This is a genomic window from Microcystis sp. LE19-195.1E (genome assembly GCF_027532095.1).
Classification (GTDB): Bacteria; Cyanobacteriota; Cyanobacteriia; order Cyanobacteriales; family Microcystaceae; genus Microcystis; species Microcystis aeruginosa.
The window spans coordinates 1-15,825 of the sequence record NZ_JAPZSZ010000226.1 but is presented as its reverse complement, the minus strand read 5'-3'; the positions used below and the strand labels follow the sequence as shown (position 1 = coordinate 15,825).

The following is a 15,825-nucleotide window of genomic DNA, read 5'->3' as shown; positions in this document are numbered from 1 at the left end:
AAAAGACCATTTACATAAGCTAACCACTCAATTAGTTCGTGAAAACCAAACGATTGTGGTTGAGAATTTAGCCGTTAAGAATATGGTCAAAAACCCGAAATTATCTCAGGCAATATCTGATGTAAGCTGGGGAGAAATCACTCGACAATTAGCCTATAAATGCCGTTGGTACGGGAAAAATTACATCGAAATAGATAGATGGTTTCCTAGCTCTAAAAGGTGTAGTAATTGCGGGTATATTGCTGAGAAAATGCCGTTAAATGTTCGAGAATGGGATTGTCCAGACTGTGGGACACACCATGACCGAGATGTTAACGCTAGTAAAAATATTTTGGCCGCAGGGCTTGCGGTGTCAGTCTGTAGAGCGACCATAAGACCAGAATAGAGTAAATCTGTTAAGGCAGGTGCGAAAAATCCTTCGGGAAAGAAGCAGAAACCTAAATCGTGAGGTTTGGGAATCACCGTCCGTTTACGGCGGTGAGGATGTCAAAATGAAAGAAACATCTATACTGATAGCTGGTTAATTTTTATGAAAACTGTTGCCGATACGGACTTGCAAAGGCTAGAAGACTTAATTATCAACGGACAAAAAGCGATCGAGACTCGTTTCACGGCGATCGAGACTTGTTTCACGGCGATCGAGAATAGTATCGTCGAAATTAAGGCTGATATTAAGGAAATCAAGCAAGATGTTAAATCCCTAGAGATAGGACAGGCAAAATTAACCGAAAGAGTCGAAGGGATGGATAATCGCCTCAAAATAGTTGAGGGCAGTCAAAAAAATCAAATTTGGGCATTGATAACCATTTTAGGCGGTTCACTGATTACCGCTTCCGTCGGTTTGCTGATCGCTATTTTGCGCTTTGTCTTGTTTAAGTAAAAAATTATGGCCATAGATGAAACTGAAACCGAAATAAATCAAGAAATCGACTCAGAAACCGAAAAAATTGAGCCATCAGCCTCGGTAATAGAGAGATACGCCCAAATCCACCTAAAAAGCGAGGGTGAGAAATTGGTGCTAATTTTGCCCAAAACCTGCGCCGGGGAGACAAGTCAGGATTGGACAGATATCTTGACAGGATTAAAATATTATCTCCGTAATAGCGGCCAAAACTGCCCCGCTAGAACACCAGTACACCTAAGGTCCAACAATCGCCTGATGGATACGCGCCAACTACAAGCGATCGCCACAATTTTAGACAGTGCCGAATTACCCCTGCATACCATCCAAACCCAAAGAAGACAAACCGCAGTAGCAGCGGCAACCATGGGTTACAATGTCGAACAAATGCGCTCGAATCCGACGGTTTTCGGGGACGAGCAACCGCTGCCATCCCTCCTCGCCGAACCTTTGTACTTAAAAACCACCCTGCGATCGGGTGTAGAAATCCGTCACCCGGGTACAGTTATAGTCATGGGCGATGTCAACCCCGGCGGCTCGATCGTCGCTGATGGCGATATATTAGTTTGGGGGAGTTTACGCGGTGTGGCCCATGCTGGATTCCGCGGCGATCGAGCAGCGGTAATTATGGCCCTGCGAATCGACTTAACTCAACTGAGGATCGCTGAATTAGTGGCACGCGCTCCGGCTTTAGATAGCGATCGCATGGAACCAGAAATTGCCTGTATCAGCGAAGGAGGAATCCGCATCATTGGGGCTTATAATTTTTCCAGAACCTACACCTTTAAAGATAAAGTGGGATGGGTAGAAAAAAAGTGATCAGTGACCAGTAAACAGTGATCAGTAAATAGTGATTCAGTGACCAGTAAAAATAGGGATTAACTGCGTTGAAATGAAAAACTCTATCGGGAGCATCTCATTTATGCAAGTGAGTAATTATACTTATCACTAAAACTGGTTTCTAGCAAGGCTTTCAAAATAGCTTGACATAAAAACCTGATTTAGGGGTGACAAAGGTGAGATGCTCCCAACTCTATCAAACCAATAACTGATAACTGATAACTGATAACTGATAGCTGATAGCTGATAGCTGATAGCTGATAGCTGATAACTGATAACCGGTAACTGATAACTGATAACTGATAACTGATAACTGATAACTGATAACTGATATAAATTATGGCTCGTGTAATTGTGGTGACATCGGGAAAGGGAGGAGTTGGTAAAACGACAGTAACGGCGAACTTAGGTTCAGCCTTATCTCAATTAGGCTGTCGAGTCGCCCTTGTCGATGCCGATTTCGGACTGAGAAATCTCGATTTATTGTTAGGATTAGAACAGCGTATCGTTTATACTGCCCTCGATGTGGTGGCGGGAGATTGTAGCCTTGATAAAGCTTTAGTTAAGGATAAAAGACAGGAAAATCTGGTCTTATTACCGGCGGCACAAAACCGCACCAAAGAGGCAATTACTGCCGCTCAAATGAAGGATTTAGTCGCCCAATTGTCAAAAAGTTATGACTATGTATTGATTGATTGCCCGGCAGGAATTGAAATGGGTTTTCGCAATGCGATCGCCGCTGCTCAAGAAGCGATCATCGTTACTACCCCGGAAATGTCGGCGGTGAGAGATGCCGATCGCGTGGTGGGATTACTAGAAAGCGAAGATATTAAGAGTATCCGTCTGATTGTCAACCGGCTGCGGCCAGAAATGATCCAACTTAACCAGATGATCAGCGTCGAGGACATTCTCGACCTCTTGGTAATTCCCCTGTTGGGGATTATTCCCGACGATCAAAGAATTATTATTTCCACTAATAAAGGGGAACCATTAGTATTAGAGGAGAAGACCTCTCTCCCCTCCATGGCCTTTAGAAACATTGCCCAGCGTTTACAGGGTCGCGATGTGCCGTTTCTAGATTTAATGGCCGGTCAAGAAGGTTTTCTTGCTCGTCTGCGTCGTCGCTTGTTTGGGCCTTAAACTCTCTCATCTCAACCCCTTAACCTACTATGAATGACCTGATCGATAAACTTCTAGCATGGCGCGGTTCGGGCAAAAGTGGCGACCAAGCTAAAAAACGCTTAAAACTTATTCTGGCCCATGATCGCGCCGATCTTAGTCCCGAACTTCTCAATATGATGCGTCAAGAAATCTTAGAAGTGGTCAGTCGTTATCTTGATATCGACACCGAGGAAACCGAGTTGATCCTAGAAAGTGACCAACGGACTACAGCCCTGATTGCTAATTTTCCGATTCGTCGCATCAAACGCCGTCCTTTAACCGAGAAATTGCCATGAAAACTCAACCGATCGAGCTTTGGCTTAGTCTAGCAGTTAGTCCCTTTCTTTTATCCTACTTAGGACTACGTTCTATTAATAATTGGTTGATAGAAGTCGGGAAAGACAGCGAGGAAATCTTTCGGGGCGATCGCTTGCCCCTTCTCAATATTCCCGATCAGTTACCGGTCAACAGTGACCAATAATCTTTTCTAGAAAAAGTTACCGAAAAAAAGTCCTTTTGCCCCCTGAAAAGAGGCAAAAATAGTGAAATTTTTGTTAAAAATAGGAAAAAATGTGATTCTTTGGGATATAATCTCATTTCTGACAAACCCTAAGAACTAATCCCGATAGATCAGCAATTGAATTACAGCGTTTTTCATTTCAACAAAGTACATCCCGATATATCAGGGAACAGGGGATAGGGATTTAGGGAGATAGGGATTTAGGGAGATAGGGAAATTTCAGCCCCACTGCCCCACTACCCCAACACCCCACTCCTGACTCCTGACTCCTGACGACCGACTCCTAACTCCTTTTCACTTTTTACTGAAATTATGAGCGTCCTTGTCCCCTCGACCGCAACCGAACAGGATATTTTCACCACTTCCAACCTGTTTCTGCAGCAAAGACTGAAATTAATCGAAGATTTATGGAAAGAAGTCTTAGTCTCCGAATGTGGTCAAGAATTAGTTGATTTACTGGAATTACTGCGCCATCTCTGTTCTGAGGAAGGACAAGTGACCGATGATAGTCCGGAAGCAATGATCGCCAAAATGATCGAAGACTTGGAACTAGGGGAAGCGATCAAAGTTACCCGCGCTTTTGCCCTCTATTTCCAGTTAATAAATATTATTGAACAACACTACGAACAAAGGGATCAGCAACTACTGCGACGGACGGTGATCGGGGAAGAAAACGAAAGTCCCAAGGCTGACCCAACGCAAAAAAGCCTTTTAGCCACCATTGTCGGGGCCGATTGGCTAGAAAAAACCCTGAACGAGTCCGATCACTCCGGCCCAAAATCGGGACTATTTCACTGGTTATTTCCCTATCTCAAACAGGTTAACGTCCCTCCCCAAGAAATTCAGCGTCTTCTCGATCAGTTAGATATTCGTCTGGTTTTCACGGCCCACCCCACGGAAATTGTCCGTCATACCATTCGCATTAAACAGCGCCGTATCTCAGGCATTCTCGAAAAACTCGACCAAGCAGAAGAAATCTTTCGCAGTATGGGGTTAACTAACTCCAGAGAAGCACAAACAGTCACCAAACAGTTAAAAGAAGAAATTCGTTTTTGGTGGCGAACAGATGAACTACACCAATTTAAACCCACCGTCGTCGATGAAGTGGATTATGCCCTGCACTACTTCGATGAAGTTCTCTTTGATTCCCTACCCCAGTTAACCCTGCGTCTGCAGCAAAGTCTAGAATCCTCCTTTCCCCGTTTACGAGCGCCGAAAAATAACTTCTGTCGCTTCGGTTCTTGGGTCGGGGGAGATCGGGATGGCAATCCCTCCGTTACCCCCGAAGTCACCTGGAAAACCTGCTGTTATCAGCGCAATCTCGTTATTAAAAAATATCTCGATGCTATTCGCGACCTGACCAGTATTTTAAGTGCCTCCCTGCACTGGTGTCACGTCTTGCCGGAGTTACTGGACTCCCTGGACAGAGATAAACAGCAAATGCCCGAAATCTATAGCCAGTTAGCAATCCGCTACCGTCAGGAACCCTATCGCCTCAAATTGGCCTTTATTCAAAAACGTCTGGAAAATACCCGCGATCGCAATAATCGCCTCAATGACCCGGAAGAACGACAATTATTAACTAAACTCAACGAAACCAACATCTATCGCTCCGGTTCCGAGTTTTTAGCCGAATTACAGCTATTACAGCGCAGTCTCCTTCAAACCGGTCTTTCCTGTCAAGAACTGGATCAACTGATTGCCCAAGTGGAGATTTTTGGCTTTGTCCTGACTCAGTTAGATTTTCGGCAAGAATCCACCCGTCACGCCGAATGTATCGAAGAAATCGCCGCATATCTGGGAGTTTTACCGAAACCCTACGGTCAATTAACCGAATCAGAAAAAATCGCCTGGTTAGTGGAGGAATTAAAAACCCGTCGGCCCTTAATTCCCCGGGAAATGCCCTTTTCGGAAAGAACCTGCGAAACCATTGAAACCCTGCGAGTTTTAAGAAGTCTGCAAGGGGAATTTGGTCTGGAAATCTGCCAAACCTACATTATCAGCATGACCAACGAGGCCAGCGATGTGCTAGAAGTGCTGTTATTAGCCCAAGAAGCCGGTTTATACGACCCCGCCACTAGCCGCAGTTCCCTCCGCATCGTTCCCCTCTTTGAAACCGTCGATGACCTCAAACACGCCCCCGGCATCATGCAGACTTTGTTTGAATTGCCCCTCTATCGGGCAACCCTAGCTGGCGGTTACGACCATTTAGGGGCTTTAAACGGGGAGGACGTGACCCCGGAACCTGCTATCTTGGAACCGAGTAATTTACAGGAGATTATGGTGGGTTACTCCGATAGTAATAAAGATTCCGGCTTTTTGAGCAGTAATTGGGAAATTCATAAGGCCCAGAAGGCTTTACAAAAAACCGCTAAACAATACGGCGTGAATCTACGTCTTTTTCATGGCCGGGGCGGTTCCGTCGGTCGGGGTGGTGGACCGGCCTACGCCGCTATCCTCGCCCAACCCCGGGGAACGATTAACGGTCGCATTAAAATCACCGAACAAGGCGAGGTTTTAGCCTCGAAATACTCTTTACCAGAATTGGCCTTGTATAACCTCGAAACGGCCGTAACGGCAGTCATACAGGCAAGTTTACTGGGCAGTGGTTTTGATGATCTCGAACCCTGGAATCGCATCATGGAGGAGTTGGCCACCCGTTCACGACAAACCTATCGCAGTTTGATTTATGAAGAACCGGACTTTTTAGACTTCTTTCTGTCCGTAACTCCCATTCCTGAAATTAGTCTTTTACAGATTAGTTCCCGACCAGCGCGCCGGAAAAGTGGTCAACAGGATTTAAGTACCCTGCGGGCAATTCCCTGGGTATTTAGTTGGACCCAAACCCGTTTTCTTTTACCGGCTTGGTATGGTTTAGGGACAGCTTTGCAGATGTTTCTCGATGATTCTCCTAGCAGAAATTTGGAATTGTTACGCCATTTTTATCACAAGTGGCCTTTCTTCCAGATGGTGATTTCTAAGGCAGAAATGACTCTATCGAAGGTGGATCTACAGATGGCCTATCACTACGTCAGTGAACTTTCTAAACAGGAAGATCGAGAACGTTTTCAACGTCTGTTTGAAAGGATCAAAGAGGAATATAATCGCACCAGCGAGATTGTTCTCCAGATCACCGGCGAGAAACATTTATTAGATAATGATCCGAGTTTACAGCGCTCGGTCCAGTTACGCAACGGTTCGATCGTTCCCCTCGGTTTCCTACAGGTGTCTCTCCTCAAGCGTTTACGTCAATACAACAGTCAAGCTCAATCCGGTGTGATTCATTTCCGCTATTCTAAAGAGGAGTTATTAAGGGGTGCTTTAATGACGATTAATGGTATTGCCGCAGGGATGAGAAATACCGGTTGATTACAGATAATTAGGGTGTGCTGAAAAAGTGTATTGGTGGGGGCAGGGTGTGGGGTGTAGGGTGTAGGGTGTAGGGATTTTGAGGGGGTCAACCACCTAATTTTCAGGGAAAAAGTCCTTGAAATTTCCCTCCGATACCCGCAATGGCTGGCACTTTTTGAGGGGAAAAAAGTCTAAAAATGTTACCCAACAAGGTTTTTAGATTTATTCAGCCAACCCTAATTAATGGTAGTTTTCGGGGGGATTGTCTTGAAGGTAATCCACCCCATTTTTGTGATTTGTCAACTTTTTGTAGAACTTCTACTGAGTTGTTATTTTTAAAGGGAAACTCCCCGATAAAATTGGCCATTACTTCCGATTTTATCACTCAATCCCAGCTTTTGGGGGGTTCTATTGGCTAATATTACTATAGCGTTTCCTAAGCTAGTGAGGTACACATATTTTTCTTCCCTTTTGACTTTTGACTTTTGCCTTTTGCCTAAAACCCATAACTTTTGTACCTCAGCAGACTGAAAAACGCTATATCACTTATTGACTAAAAATGAAGATTTGACCCCTAACAGTTGACAATCGAAGATCGATCCCGAAGAAAAGCAATTAAGCTCACCGGTGTGTCGGAAGATTAGAGATTGTGCCAAAATGGAGAAAGTGACCCAAGGATTACAGGTAAATTGTAAAAAAAAGGATCGAGTAACCGTGACTGATACCAACCTAGATATACTATCCCTGACGGATCCAGCGATCGCAGGGATTCTGCAAAAAGAACTGCAACGTCAAAGAGATCACCTAGAATTAATCGCTAGTGAAAACTTTACCTCGGCTGCCGTCATGGCCGCCCAGGGTTCGGTTTTAACCAACAAATACGCGGAAGGACTGCCCAAAAAACGCTACTATGGCGGTTGCGAATACATTGACGAAGCGGAACAATTAGCGATCGATCGGGTTAAACGACTATTTGGGGCAAACCACGCTAACGTACAACCCCACTCCGGTGCCCAAGCTAATTTCGCCGTTTTCCTGACCCTCTTGCAGCCCGGCGATACGATTATGGGTATGGATCTCTCCCACGGTGGTCATCTTACCCACGGTTCCCCCGTTAACGTTTCCGGAAAATGGTTCCGAGTAGTACAGTACGGAGTAAGTCCCGAAAGCGAACGCCTTGACTACGATCTCATCCTTGACATCGCCCGCAAGGAAAAACCCAAACTAATTATCTGCGGTTATTCTGCCTACTCGCGCCGGATTGATTTCGAGAAATTCCGCGCCATCGCTGACGAAGTGGGGGCCTACCTGATGGCAGATATCGCCCATATTGCCGGTTTAGTGGCCACCGGTCATCATCCTAACCCCCTACCCCACTGTGATGTGGTAACTACCACCACTCACAAAACCCTGCGCGGTCCTAGGGGGGGGTTAATTATGACCAAAGACGAGGAATTAGGCAAAAAATTCGATAAATCCGTCTTCCCCGGTACCCAAGGCGGTCCCCTAGAACACGTGATCGCGGCGAAAGCGGTGGCTTTTGGGGAGGCCCTGAAACCGGAGTTTAAAATCTATTCAGGACAAGTAATCGCTAATGCCCAAGCTTTGGCAGGTCAGTTGAAAGCTAGAGGGATTAAAATTGTCACCGATGGTACGGATAATCACTTGATGTTACTCGATTTAAGATCCGTGGGCATGACCGGGAAAGAAGCCGATCGCTTGGTGAGTACTATCAATATTACCGCTAATAAAAACACTGTTCCCTTCGATCCCGAGTCTCCCTTTGTCACCAGTGGTCTGCGCTTGGGTTCCCCGGCTATGACCACCAGAGGACTAGGAGAAACGGAATTTATCGAGATTGGCAACATTATCGCCGATATTCTCCTTAATCCAGGTGATGAAGCCCTGAGAACTACTTGCCGTCAACGGGTAGCGAAACTCTGTGAAAGCTTCCCCCTCTATCCCCATCTCCATATTTCCGTCCCCGCCTTGGCCTAAAACGAGAGATAATAAAAACTCATAATTGGCGATTGCCTGTCAGTTGCCAATTGTGAATTAAATCGCCCCCCAATTCCCATGTCTGGAGATTTATACTATCTAATTGCTTTTCTGATCGCCCATACCGTGGTACTTTGGAGTACCCCCCTCGTCAGAACCGTCGGACTGAAAAGCGGTTACGTCGATAAACCCAACGAAAGGAAGGTCCATGAAAAGCCCATGGTTCGACTGGGGGGAGTTTCGATTTTTGTCGGCGCGTTAACTGCCCTCCTGATCGTTTGGTGGTTGGGAGGGTTTGCCGGTTTAAACAGCGATCGAGAATGGGAAGTGTGGGGCGTAACCCTAGGCGGTTTGGGCTTTTTTCTCATCGGTCTAGCGGATGATCTTTTTAATCTTTCGCCCCTCATTCGTCTGCTAATGCAGTTTAGCGTCGCTTTTCTAGCTTGGCAAGCCGGGGTAAGGATCGATTTCCTCTCTATTCCCTTCGGCGATTTATTACAAATTCATTGGCTAAGTTTACCGATTACTCTCCTCTGGTTAGTGGGGATGGCTAACGCGATTAATTGGATTGACGGTTTAGATGGATTAGCGGCGGGGGTTTCGGGTATATCTGCCGTGGTTATTTTAATTGTAACTTTGGTGATGGGACAACCCGCCGCCGCTATTATCGCCGCCGCTTTAGCGGGTGGGGCCTTGGGTTTTCTGCGTTACAATTTTAACCCCGCTCAAATTTTTATGGGGGATGGTGGGGCCTATTTTATGGGTTTTACCCTTGCGGGTGTGGCGGTGATTGGATTGGCGAAAACTACTGCTGTGACTACTGTTGCCGTTACCGCCGTCCTATTGCCCTATCTCATCCTCGCGGTTCCTCTCCTCGATATGTCAACGGTGATTATTTCCCGTCTCAAACGCGGAAAATCCCCTTTTGTGGCTGATAAACGTCATTTACACCACCGTTTACTGAAAGCAGGTATCTCTCACCGTCTGACAGTATTATTTATCTACGCTCTAACTCTCTGGGTGGGCAGTTTAGCCCTCGGTTTCTCCAATGTTCCCAGTGGTTGGGGTTTTGCCTTTGGTGCAACTCTCCTCCTCGGTTACGTCGGTTGGCAAGTCTGGCGCAATCGTGGCAGTGAACCGTAAGCCATCTTAAACTAGAAAAAAGATTAATAATTAAGATAGCGGCAGGATAACTCTGGGAGTTTAGCAAATGTCTAACGAAACCGTAACTTATTCCCTTGAAACGGTCCTCAAGGAAATCAAAGACAGCATCAAGGAAGTCAACCACAAAGCTGATAGAATCGAGCAACGTCTGACAAAATTAGAAATCGGACAGGCAGAACTTAAAGGAGAAATTAAAGCTTTAGATGAGCGACTAAGCACAAAAATTGACGGATTGACCGCTAGAGTTGCCTATCAAGAGTTTACTAATCGAGGCATTTTGATCGCCCTTGTTGTTGCTATTTTAGGAGGAGCAGCTAAACTTTTTGGATTTATTGGCAACCCCTAGAAGTTGCCCTTAGCATCATAAATTTTTCCTATCTTATTTGGCTCTTCGGTAATTGTTATGCAATGGACGGGGGTTATAAGGGATGGAACCCTTATATAGAAAGGCATTTAGCGATTTTTGTCAATTGTTTTTTATCTAGAGCGAACTAATCAATTAAGTCTCTTGCCAGATAAGGATTTAGTCGATTTATGCCCCCCTATCGAACCATACCAAGTAACGAAGAACCTCTTATTTTTTCAGCAAGCCCTAATTAAAGTTATCAAAAGTAGGAGTTTAGCAAATGTCTAACGAAACCGTAACTTATTCCCTTGAAACTGTCCTGACAAGGATTGAGGGAAAAATCGACTCTTTACAAAGAGATGTTAATGAGCGTCTAACTAGGGTTTGCTGAAAAAGCTTTTCCTGGGGGCAGGGTGTGGGGTGTGGGGTGTGGGGTGTGGGGTTTTACCAGTTTTGAGGTGGTCAACTACCTAATTTTCAGGGAAAAAGTACCTGAATTTTCCCCCGATCCCCGCAATGGCTGGCACTTTTTGAGGGGAAAAAAGTCCAAAAGTCTTATCCAACAAGGTTTTTAGATTTATTCAGCAACCCCTATTTAACTGTTTCTAAAATCAACTTCGATCGCTTAACATTATCGGGTACAGGAATCGGATAATCGCCATTAAAACAGGCAGTACAGAAGGTTTTCGGGTCTTCCTTCGTTGCTGTTAACATTCCATCTTGACTGAGATAAGCTAAACTATCCACCCCGATTTGTGCCTGAATTTCCGCCACCGATTTAGTTGCCGCAATTAATTGCTCTTGGTTGTCCGTATCAATGCCATAAAAACAAGGATGAGTCACCGGAGGAGAAGATATTCTCATGTGAACTTCTCTTGCTCCGGCATCCCGTAAAGCTTTAACTAATTTCCGGCTAGTGGTTCCCCGCACGATCGAATCATCAACAATAATAACTCTTTTTCCCTGTAAAACATCCTTTAAAGGATTCAATTTCATCTTAATTCCCGACTCTCTCATGTGTTGGGTTGGTTGAATAAAAGTTCGTCCCACATAACGATTTTTAATCAATCCTTCCGCGTAGGGAATATCAGAAATGCGCGAAAATCCGATCGCAGCCGGAATACCCGAATCGGGAACTCCCATCACCATATCTGCTTCTACCGGCGACTCTTTGGCTAATTGTTCCCCCAAACGTACCCGATAAGTATATAAAGATTCCTCGTGGACAATGCTATCGGGACGGGCAAAATAAATCATCTCGAAAACGCATAATTTTTTCTCCGGTTTAATGGCCCAATCCACCGAAGATAAGCCATCTTCACTAATCCAAACTAATTCCCCCGGCTGCACATCCCGCAGATAATCGGCCCCGATAATATCTAATCCGCAGGTTTCCGAAGCTAAAACATAACGGGGGGGATTGCCTTCTTCTTGCAAAACCCCAATTACTAAGGGTCTGACACCATTGGGATCCCGCGCCCCGATAATTCCCGTCGGTGTGCCGATAACAAGGCTGTAAGCCCCGCTACAATAGCTAAAGGCATCGATCGCCGCTTCTATCCAATCCTTGCCACTATCCACCTCCTGACCGATAGCGACGGCGATCATTTCCGAGTCGGTGGTGGTGCCGAAATCACAACCGCGCTTTTCTAATACATTTCTTAACTCAAAAGTATTGACTAAATTGCCGTTATGTGCTAGGGAAAGTTTACCCAAACGGGTTTCGATCACGGCTGGTTGGGCATTGGCCCGACGGCTAGAACCGGTGGTAGAGTAACGAGTATGACCGACGGCGTGAGTACCCGGCAAGGTTTTAAGGACAGTTTCGCTAAAAACTTGGGAAACTAAGCCCATTTCTTTGTAACAATGCACCGTTTCCCCGTCGTAGGTGGCAATACCTGCCGATTCCTGTCCTCGGTGTTGCAGGGCATAGAGTCCAAAATAGGTCAGTTTTGCTACTTCTTCCTCGGGGGCATAGAGTCCAAAAACTCCACAGGCTTCTTCAGGCTTATCGATACGGTTCAGGGATAGATATGAGTCGAGATGGCTAGACATGGGAGGGTTGGGGCTGCAGAATACTTTGGTAACAAAATCTTAACCGATCTTAATCTTCTTTTAACGATTTATTGATCAGCTATCAGCCTTTATTTACCGATATAATCGGCCATCTTATCTAGCTGACGGCCTCAAGATTACAGCCTTCTTTCGATCGCTTTTGACCAAACTTGCTGTATAGTTTCTAGACTAACATCGATCGCCGGTTGTTTATTCCGGTCAAAAATCCGAAGATTCTCGCTTTTTTCGCTAACTTTGCCAGTTATTTGCCAATAGTCTCCTAATTGTGTCTTTAGGTATTCTTCCCAATCTTGCCGATTTTCGGGGGAAACGGAGACAATAATGCAACTAGCTAATTCTCCGAATAACACCGCGTCAAAACGGCCTTGATGCTGCCAAGAAAGGTCAATTTCCGCCCCTAACTGCCCACTAATACAGCATTCTGCCAGAGCAGTGGCTAAACCTCCTTCGGCGCAATCGTGGGCAGATTTCACCCAACCGGCGCGAATTCCCTGACGACAGGCCGCTTGTACCTTTCTTTCTAATTCAAAATCAATTACCGGCGGTTTTCCCGTCACCAAACCGTGAATAACGGCTAAATATTCGGAAGCGCCGATAGTTGGCAAGGAGAAACCCAAAAGATAGATTAAATCCCCCGCTTTTTGCCAACCTTGGCCGCAAATTTGCCCGATATCCGGCACTAATCCCACCATCCCAATCACGGGAGTCGGATAAATAGACTGGGGGCTGCCAGCTGCATCAACGGTTTCGTTGTACAAAGAAACATTACCCCCAGTTACTGGTGTATTCATTTCCCGACAAGCTTCGGCAATACCCTGACAAGCAGTGGCTAATTGCCAATAACCGATTGAATTCTCTGGACTTCCGAAATTGAGATTATCCGTGACAGCAATGGGGTCAGCGCCAACACAACTAAGGTTTCTGGCCGCTTCCGCCACGGCCAACTTAGCTCCGTTATAGGGATCAAGATAAACGTATCGCGGATTACAATCTGTAGTCGCCGCTACACCTCGCCGAGAATTTGCGGGATTAGCACCCAGAGGACGCACGCGAATCACGGCCGCATCGGCTCCTCCGGGGAGAACAACGGTGTTATTCTGGACTTGATGATCATATTGACGATAAATCCAGCGTTTTGAAGCAATCGAGGGACTATCCAGCAGTTTTAATAAAATCTCGTTATGGGATTCGGGAATAGGAATCGTGCTATCTTGCCATAATTGAGCTTTTTGGGCGTATTCCGGCGGTTCTGCCAGTAATTCCCGATGATAAATCGGAGTATTATCCGCCAGGGCCGTGGCAGGAATTTCGGCGGCAATTTCCCCTTTAAATAATATACGGACGATCGGTTCTGCAATTACTTGGCCAGCGACCACAGCCTGAAGTCCCCAACGATGGAAAATCTCGATTAATTCGCCTTCTCGTCCCGATGCTGCCACAAATAACATTCTTTCTTGGGATTCCGACAGCAGATATTCGTAGGGGACCATCCCAGTTTCCCGGACGGGGATTTTATCGAGATCTAATTCAATTCCCACCCCTCCCTTGGCTGCCATCTCGGAGGTAGAACAGGTGATCCCAGCGGCCCCCATATCCTGGGCCGCCACCACCGCGCCGGTCTTAAATGCCTCTAAACAAGCTTCTATCAAGGATTTTTCCAGAAAAGGGTCGCCCACTTGCACCGCGGGCCGGTCATCCATAGATTTATCGGTTAATTCGGTGCTGGCAAAACTCGCCCCTCCCATACCGTCGCGGCCGGTGGTAGAACCAACGTATAAAACCGGGTTTCCTAGGCCTTTTGCCCCGGATTTGACGATTTCCTCGGTTTCCATTAGCCCTAAAGCCATGGCATTAACGAGGGGATTGCCATTGTAGGCATTATCAAAGTATATCTCACCGCCCACCGTGGGAACGCCCACACTATTGCCATAATGACTTATTCCCTCCACGACTCCGGCAAAAATGCGACGATTGCGGGCATCTTGCAAGTTACCAAAACGGAGAGAGTTGAGGATAGCAATGGGCCGGGCCCCCATGGTAAAAATATCCCGCAGGATACCTCCGACTCCGGTAGCGGCACCTTGGAACGGTTCCACCGCAGAAGGATGATTATGGGACTCGATTTTAAAGGCTAATCGCAATCCATCGCCCAAATCCACTACTCCGGCATTTTCCCCCGGTCCGACAAGAATTTTTTCGCCGGTGGTGGGGAATTGTTTGAGCAGCGGCCGGGAGTTTTTATAACAGCAGTGTTCCGACCACATCACGCCAAACATCCCTAATTCGGCTTTGTTGGGGTGTCTTCCCAGTCTTTTGACTATTTCTTCGTATTCTTCGGGTTTGATGCCTTCTGAGGCAATTTCTGCGGCAGTGAAGGGGGTAGTCATGGGACAATGCGATCGAGGGACAAGATTTATTGTATAACGTCTGATGAGATCGAGTTACAATGCCTAGTCAAGGACAAAAAAGTTAAAAGGGTTTGCGCTAGTAAAGTTAAGCTAAAGACATAGTTTTATGATCAGTTGGAACGAAACTATGGCAGTAGAAACAGCTTTATCAATGAAAGCCTTATACGATCAGGATTTTGTTCTCTGGGCTTCAAAAACCGCCGAACTTTTAAAGCTAAAAAAGTTTGATGACGTGGACTGGGAAAATCTGATCGAGGAAGTGGAGTGCATGGGGAAAAGTGACAGACGGGCTGTAGAAAGTTTATTAACCCGACTTATCGAACACCTGTTTAAGTTAGCTTATCACAAATCGGAACGGGAGCGAGAACGCAACGTCTGTCACTGGGTAGGAGAAATCGCCGGTTTCCGAACTAAACTAGGAGAGTGGCTAGAAACTACTACTCTCACCAACCACGCGCGGGATTATTTTCAAAAAGCCTACTCGAACGCTCGGAAAACTTTAATACAAGCGAAAGCAGTCACTCGCGACGCGATTCCTCTAGAGCCTCCTTTCTCCCTCGAACAGGTATTAGATGGGGAATGGTTCCCGATTGATATCGATCATTACTTCGACGATTTTCCTTTTACTTAGACCCATGTTATCCTGATAATATTGGCTTTCAAAACTGAAATATGGATGCCCTGATTCAAGAACTGGAAATTAAACTGCGTCAATGGCAACCGGCAACTGTTGAACAGGTGCGACGTTATCTTGTCGAGATTATCGAATTAGCAGACCAAGATGGGTTAGAACTTCTCCGTTCTAGATTGGTTGAGCAGGAGGTATTGGATATAATTGAGGAACCCGAAACCCGGTGAAGTTTCGTTGAGGTAGCCTTTTAAAATTAAAAAACAAAAAACTTCTGCTAAACTAGAGGCATCTTTTTGAGTTTAATTGCGTGAAAACTGACAGTATTTTCTATCAACTCTTACAAAGATTTCCCGCTTGTTTCTTTGATTTGTTGAACCTTCCCCCCGAAACCGCCAATTCTTATCAATTCTCCTCGGTGGAAGTTAAACA

The 15,825-nt window shown here is 45.8% G+C and carries 14 protein-coding genes and 3 pseudogenes; 15 read left to right on the top strand and 2 right to left on the bottom strand.

The window, feature by feature from the left end; translation table 11 throughout:
* From O9300_RS12720 to O9300_RS12670, 12 genes and pseudogenes are all read left to right on the top strand, one after another.
* Positions 1 to 448 (top strand): annotated as a pseudogene (locus tag O9300_RS12720) (RNA-guided endonuclease TnpB family protein); the annotation flags it as partial.
* A gap of 81 nt (positions 449 to 529) precedes the next feature.
* Positions 530 to 880, top strand: a complete 351-nt coding sequence (locus tag O9300_RS12715) for a hypothetical protein (protein WP_287971983.1) — start codon at positions 530 to 532, stop codon at positions 878 to 880.
* Positions 881 to 892: 12 nt separating this feature from the next.
* Positions 893 to 1,720 (top strand): septum site-determining protein MinC, encoded by an 828-nt coding sequence (gene minC / locus O9300_RS12710; RefSeq protein ID WP_287971986.1) that lies wholly within the window; start codon positions 893 to 895, stop codon positions 1,718 to 1,720.
* Positions 1,721 to 2,080: 360 nt separating this feature from the next.
* The gene (gene minD, locus O9300_RS12705; RefSeq protein WP_287971980.1) at positions 2,081 to 2,881 is read left to right on the top strand and encodes a septum site-determining protein MinD; all 801 of its coding nucleotides are present in this window, start codon (positions 2,081 to 2,083) and stop codon (positions 2,879 to 2,881) included.
* Positions 2,882 to 2,910: 29 nt separating this feature from the next.
* Positions 2,911 to 3,198, top strand: a complete 288-nt coding sequence (minE, locus tag O9300_RS12700; RefSeq protein ID WP_147069276.1) for a cell division topological specificity factor MinE — start codon at positions 2,911 to 2,913, stop codon at positions 3,196 to 3,198.
* Positions 3,195 to 3,383, top strand: coding sequence for a hypothetical protein (locus O9300_RS12695; RefSeq protein ID WP_002761679.1), 189 nt, complete (start codon positions 3,195 to 3,197; stop codon positions 3,381 to 3,383). Before minE ends, O9300_RS12695 begins: the two co-directional genes overlap by 4 nt.
* 351 nt (positions 3,384 to 3,734) lie before the next feature.
* The gene (gene ppc, locus O9300_RS12690; RefSeq protein WP_287971976.1) at positions 3,735 to 6,791 is read left to right on the top strand and encodes a phosphoenolpyruvate carboxylase; all 3,057 of its coding nucleotides are present in this window, start codon (positions 3,735 to 3,737) and stop codon (positions 6,789 to 6,791) included.
* Between the two features lie 696 nt (positions 6,792 to 7,487).
* Entirely contained in the window at positions 7,488 to 8,771 is a 1,284-nt protein-coding gene (gene glyA, locus O9300_RS12685; protein ID WP_287730130.1) for a serine hydroxymethyltransferase, read from the top strand.
* 78 nt (positions 8,772 to 8,849) lie between these two features.
* Complete coding sequence (locus O9300_RS12680; RefSeq protein ID WP_287971973.1) at positions 8,850 to 9,914, top strand: glycosyltransferase family 4 protein; 1,065 nt, start codon at positions 8,850 to 8,852, stop codon at positions 9,912 to 9,914.
* A gap of 67 nt (positions 9,915 to 9,981) precedes the next feature.
* On the top strand, positions 9,982 to 10,281 hold the full coding sequence (locus O9300_RS12675) for a hypothetical protein (RefSeq protein ID WP_002761685.1): 300 nt from the start codon (positions 9,982 to 9,984) through the stop codon (positions 10,279 to 10,281).
* Between the two features lie 105 nt (positions 10,282 to 10,386).
* A pseudogene (locus tag O9300_RS19500) lies at positions 10,387 to 10,569 on the top strand (hypothetical protein).
* Positions 10,562 to 10,666: pseudogene (locus tag O9300_RS12670) on the top strand (DUF4164 domain-containing protein); the annotation flags it as partial. The pseudogenes O9300_RS19500 and O9300_RS12670, both read left to right, overlap by 8 nt.
* A 206-nt stretch (positions 10,667 to 10,872) precedes the next feature.
* On the opposite strand, the gene purF reads toward O9300_RS12670, so the two are convergent.
* Positions 10,873 to 12,336 (bottom strand): amidophosphoribosyltransferase, encoded by a 1,464-nt coding sequence (gene purF / locus O9300_RS12665; RefSeq protein WP_287971970.1) that lies wholly within the window; start codon positions 12,334 to 12,336, stop codon positions 10,873 to 10,875.
* A 137-nt stretch (positions 12,337 to 12,473) separates the two neighbouring features.
* Complete coding sequence (purL, locus tag O9300_RS12660) at positions 12,474 to 14,744, bottom strand: phosphoribosylformylglycinamidine synthase subunit PurL (RefSeq protein WP_287971969.1); 2,271 nt, start codon at positions 14,742 to 14,744, stop codon at positions 12,474 to 12,476.
* Positions 14,745 to 14,871: 127 nt separating this feature from the next.
* Here purL and O9300_RS12655 point away from each other — a divergent pair, with 127 nt between their 5' ends.
* The 3 genes from O9300_RS12655 to O9300_RS12645 all read left to right on the top strand — a co-directional run.
* Positions 14,872 to 15,396: a DUF29 domain-containing protein gene (locus tag O9300_RS12655; RefSeq protein WP_287971967.1), complete on the top strand. Its 525-nt coding sequence runs from the start codon at positions 14,872 to 14,874 to the stop codon at positions 15,394 to 15,396.
* Between the two features lie 41 nt (positions 15,397 to 15,437).
* Positions 15,438 to 15,623 (top strand): hypothetical protein, encoded by a 186-nt coding sequence (locus tag O9300_RS12650; RefSeq protein ID WP_287170399.1) that lies wholly within the window; start codon positions 15,438 to 15,440, stop codon positions 15,621 to 15,623.
* 80 nt (positions 15,624 to 15,703) lie between these two features.
* Positions 15,704 to 15,825, top strand: a 122-nt coding sequence (locus O9300_RS12645; RefSeq protein ID WP_287691908.1) for a DUF2887 domain-containing protein, incomplete at its 3' end; no start/stop codon positions are given.

Bases quoted from the DNA above. Each gene is read 5' to 3' on its own strand.
- minD (WP_287971980.1), top strand. From the start codon at position 2,081: ATGGCTCGTGTAATTGTGGTGACATCGGGAAAGGGAGGAGTTGGTAAA.
- ppc (WP_287971976.1), top strand. From the start codon at position 3,735: ATGAGCGTCCTTGTCCCCTCGACCGCAACCGAACAGGATATTTTCACC.
- O9300_RS12680 (WP_287971973.1), top strand. From the start codon at position 8,850: ATGTCTGGAGATTTATACTATCTAATTGCTTTTCTGATCGCCCATACC.
- O9300_RS12715 (WP_287971983.1), top strand. From the start codon at position 530: ATGAAAACTGTTGCCGATACGGACTTGCAAAGGCTAGAAGACTTAATT.
- O9300_RS12695 (WP_002761679.1), top strand. From the start codon at position 3,195: ATGAAAACTCAACCGATCGAGCTTTGGCTTAGTCTAGCAGTTAGTCCC.
- minE (WP_147069276.1), top strand. From the start codon at position 2,911: ATGAATGACCTGATCGATAAACTTCTAGCATGGCGCGGTTCGGGCAAA.
- O9300_RS12650 (WP_287170399.1), top strand. From the start codon at position 15,438: ATGGATGCCCTGATTCAAGAACTGGAAATTAAACTGCGTCAATGGCAA.
- purL (WP_287971969.1), bottom strand. From the start codon at position 14,744: ATGACTACCCCCTTCACTGCCGCAGAAATTGCCTCAGAAGGCATCAAA.
- O9300_RS12655 (WP_287971967.1), top strand. From the start codon at position 14,872: ATGATCAGTTGGAACGAAACTATGGCAGTAGAAACAGCTTTATCAATG.
- purF (WP_287971970.1), bottom strand. From the start codon at position 12,336: ATGTCTAGCCATCTCGACTCATATCTATCCCTGAACCGTATCGATAAG.
- O9300_RS12675 (WP_002761685.1), top strand. From the start codon at position 9,982: ATGTCTAACGAAACCGTAACTTATTCCCTTGAAACGGTCCTCAAGGAA.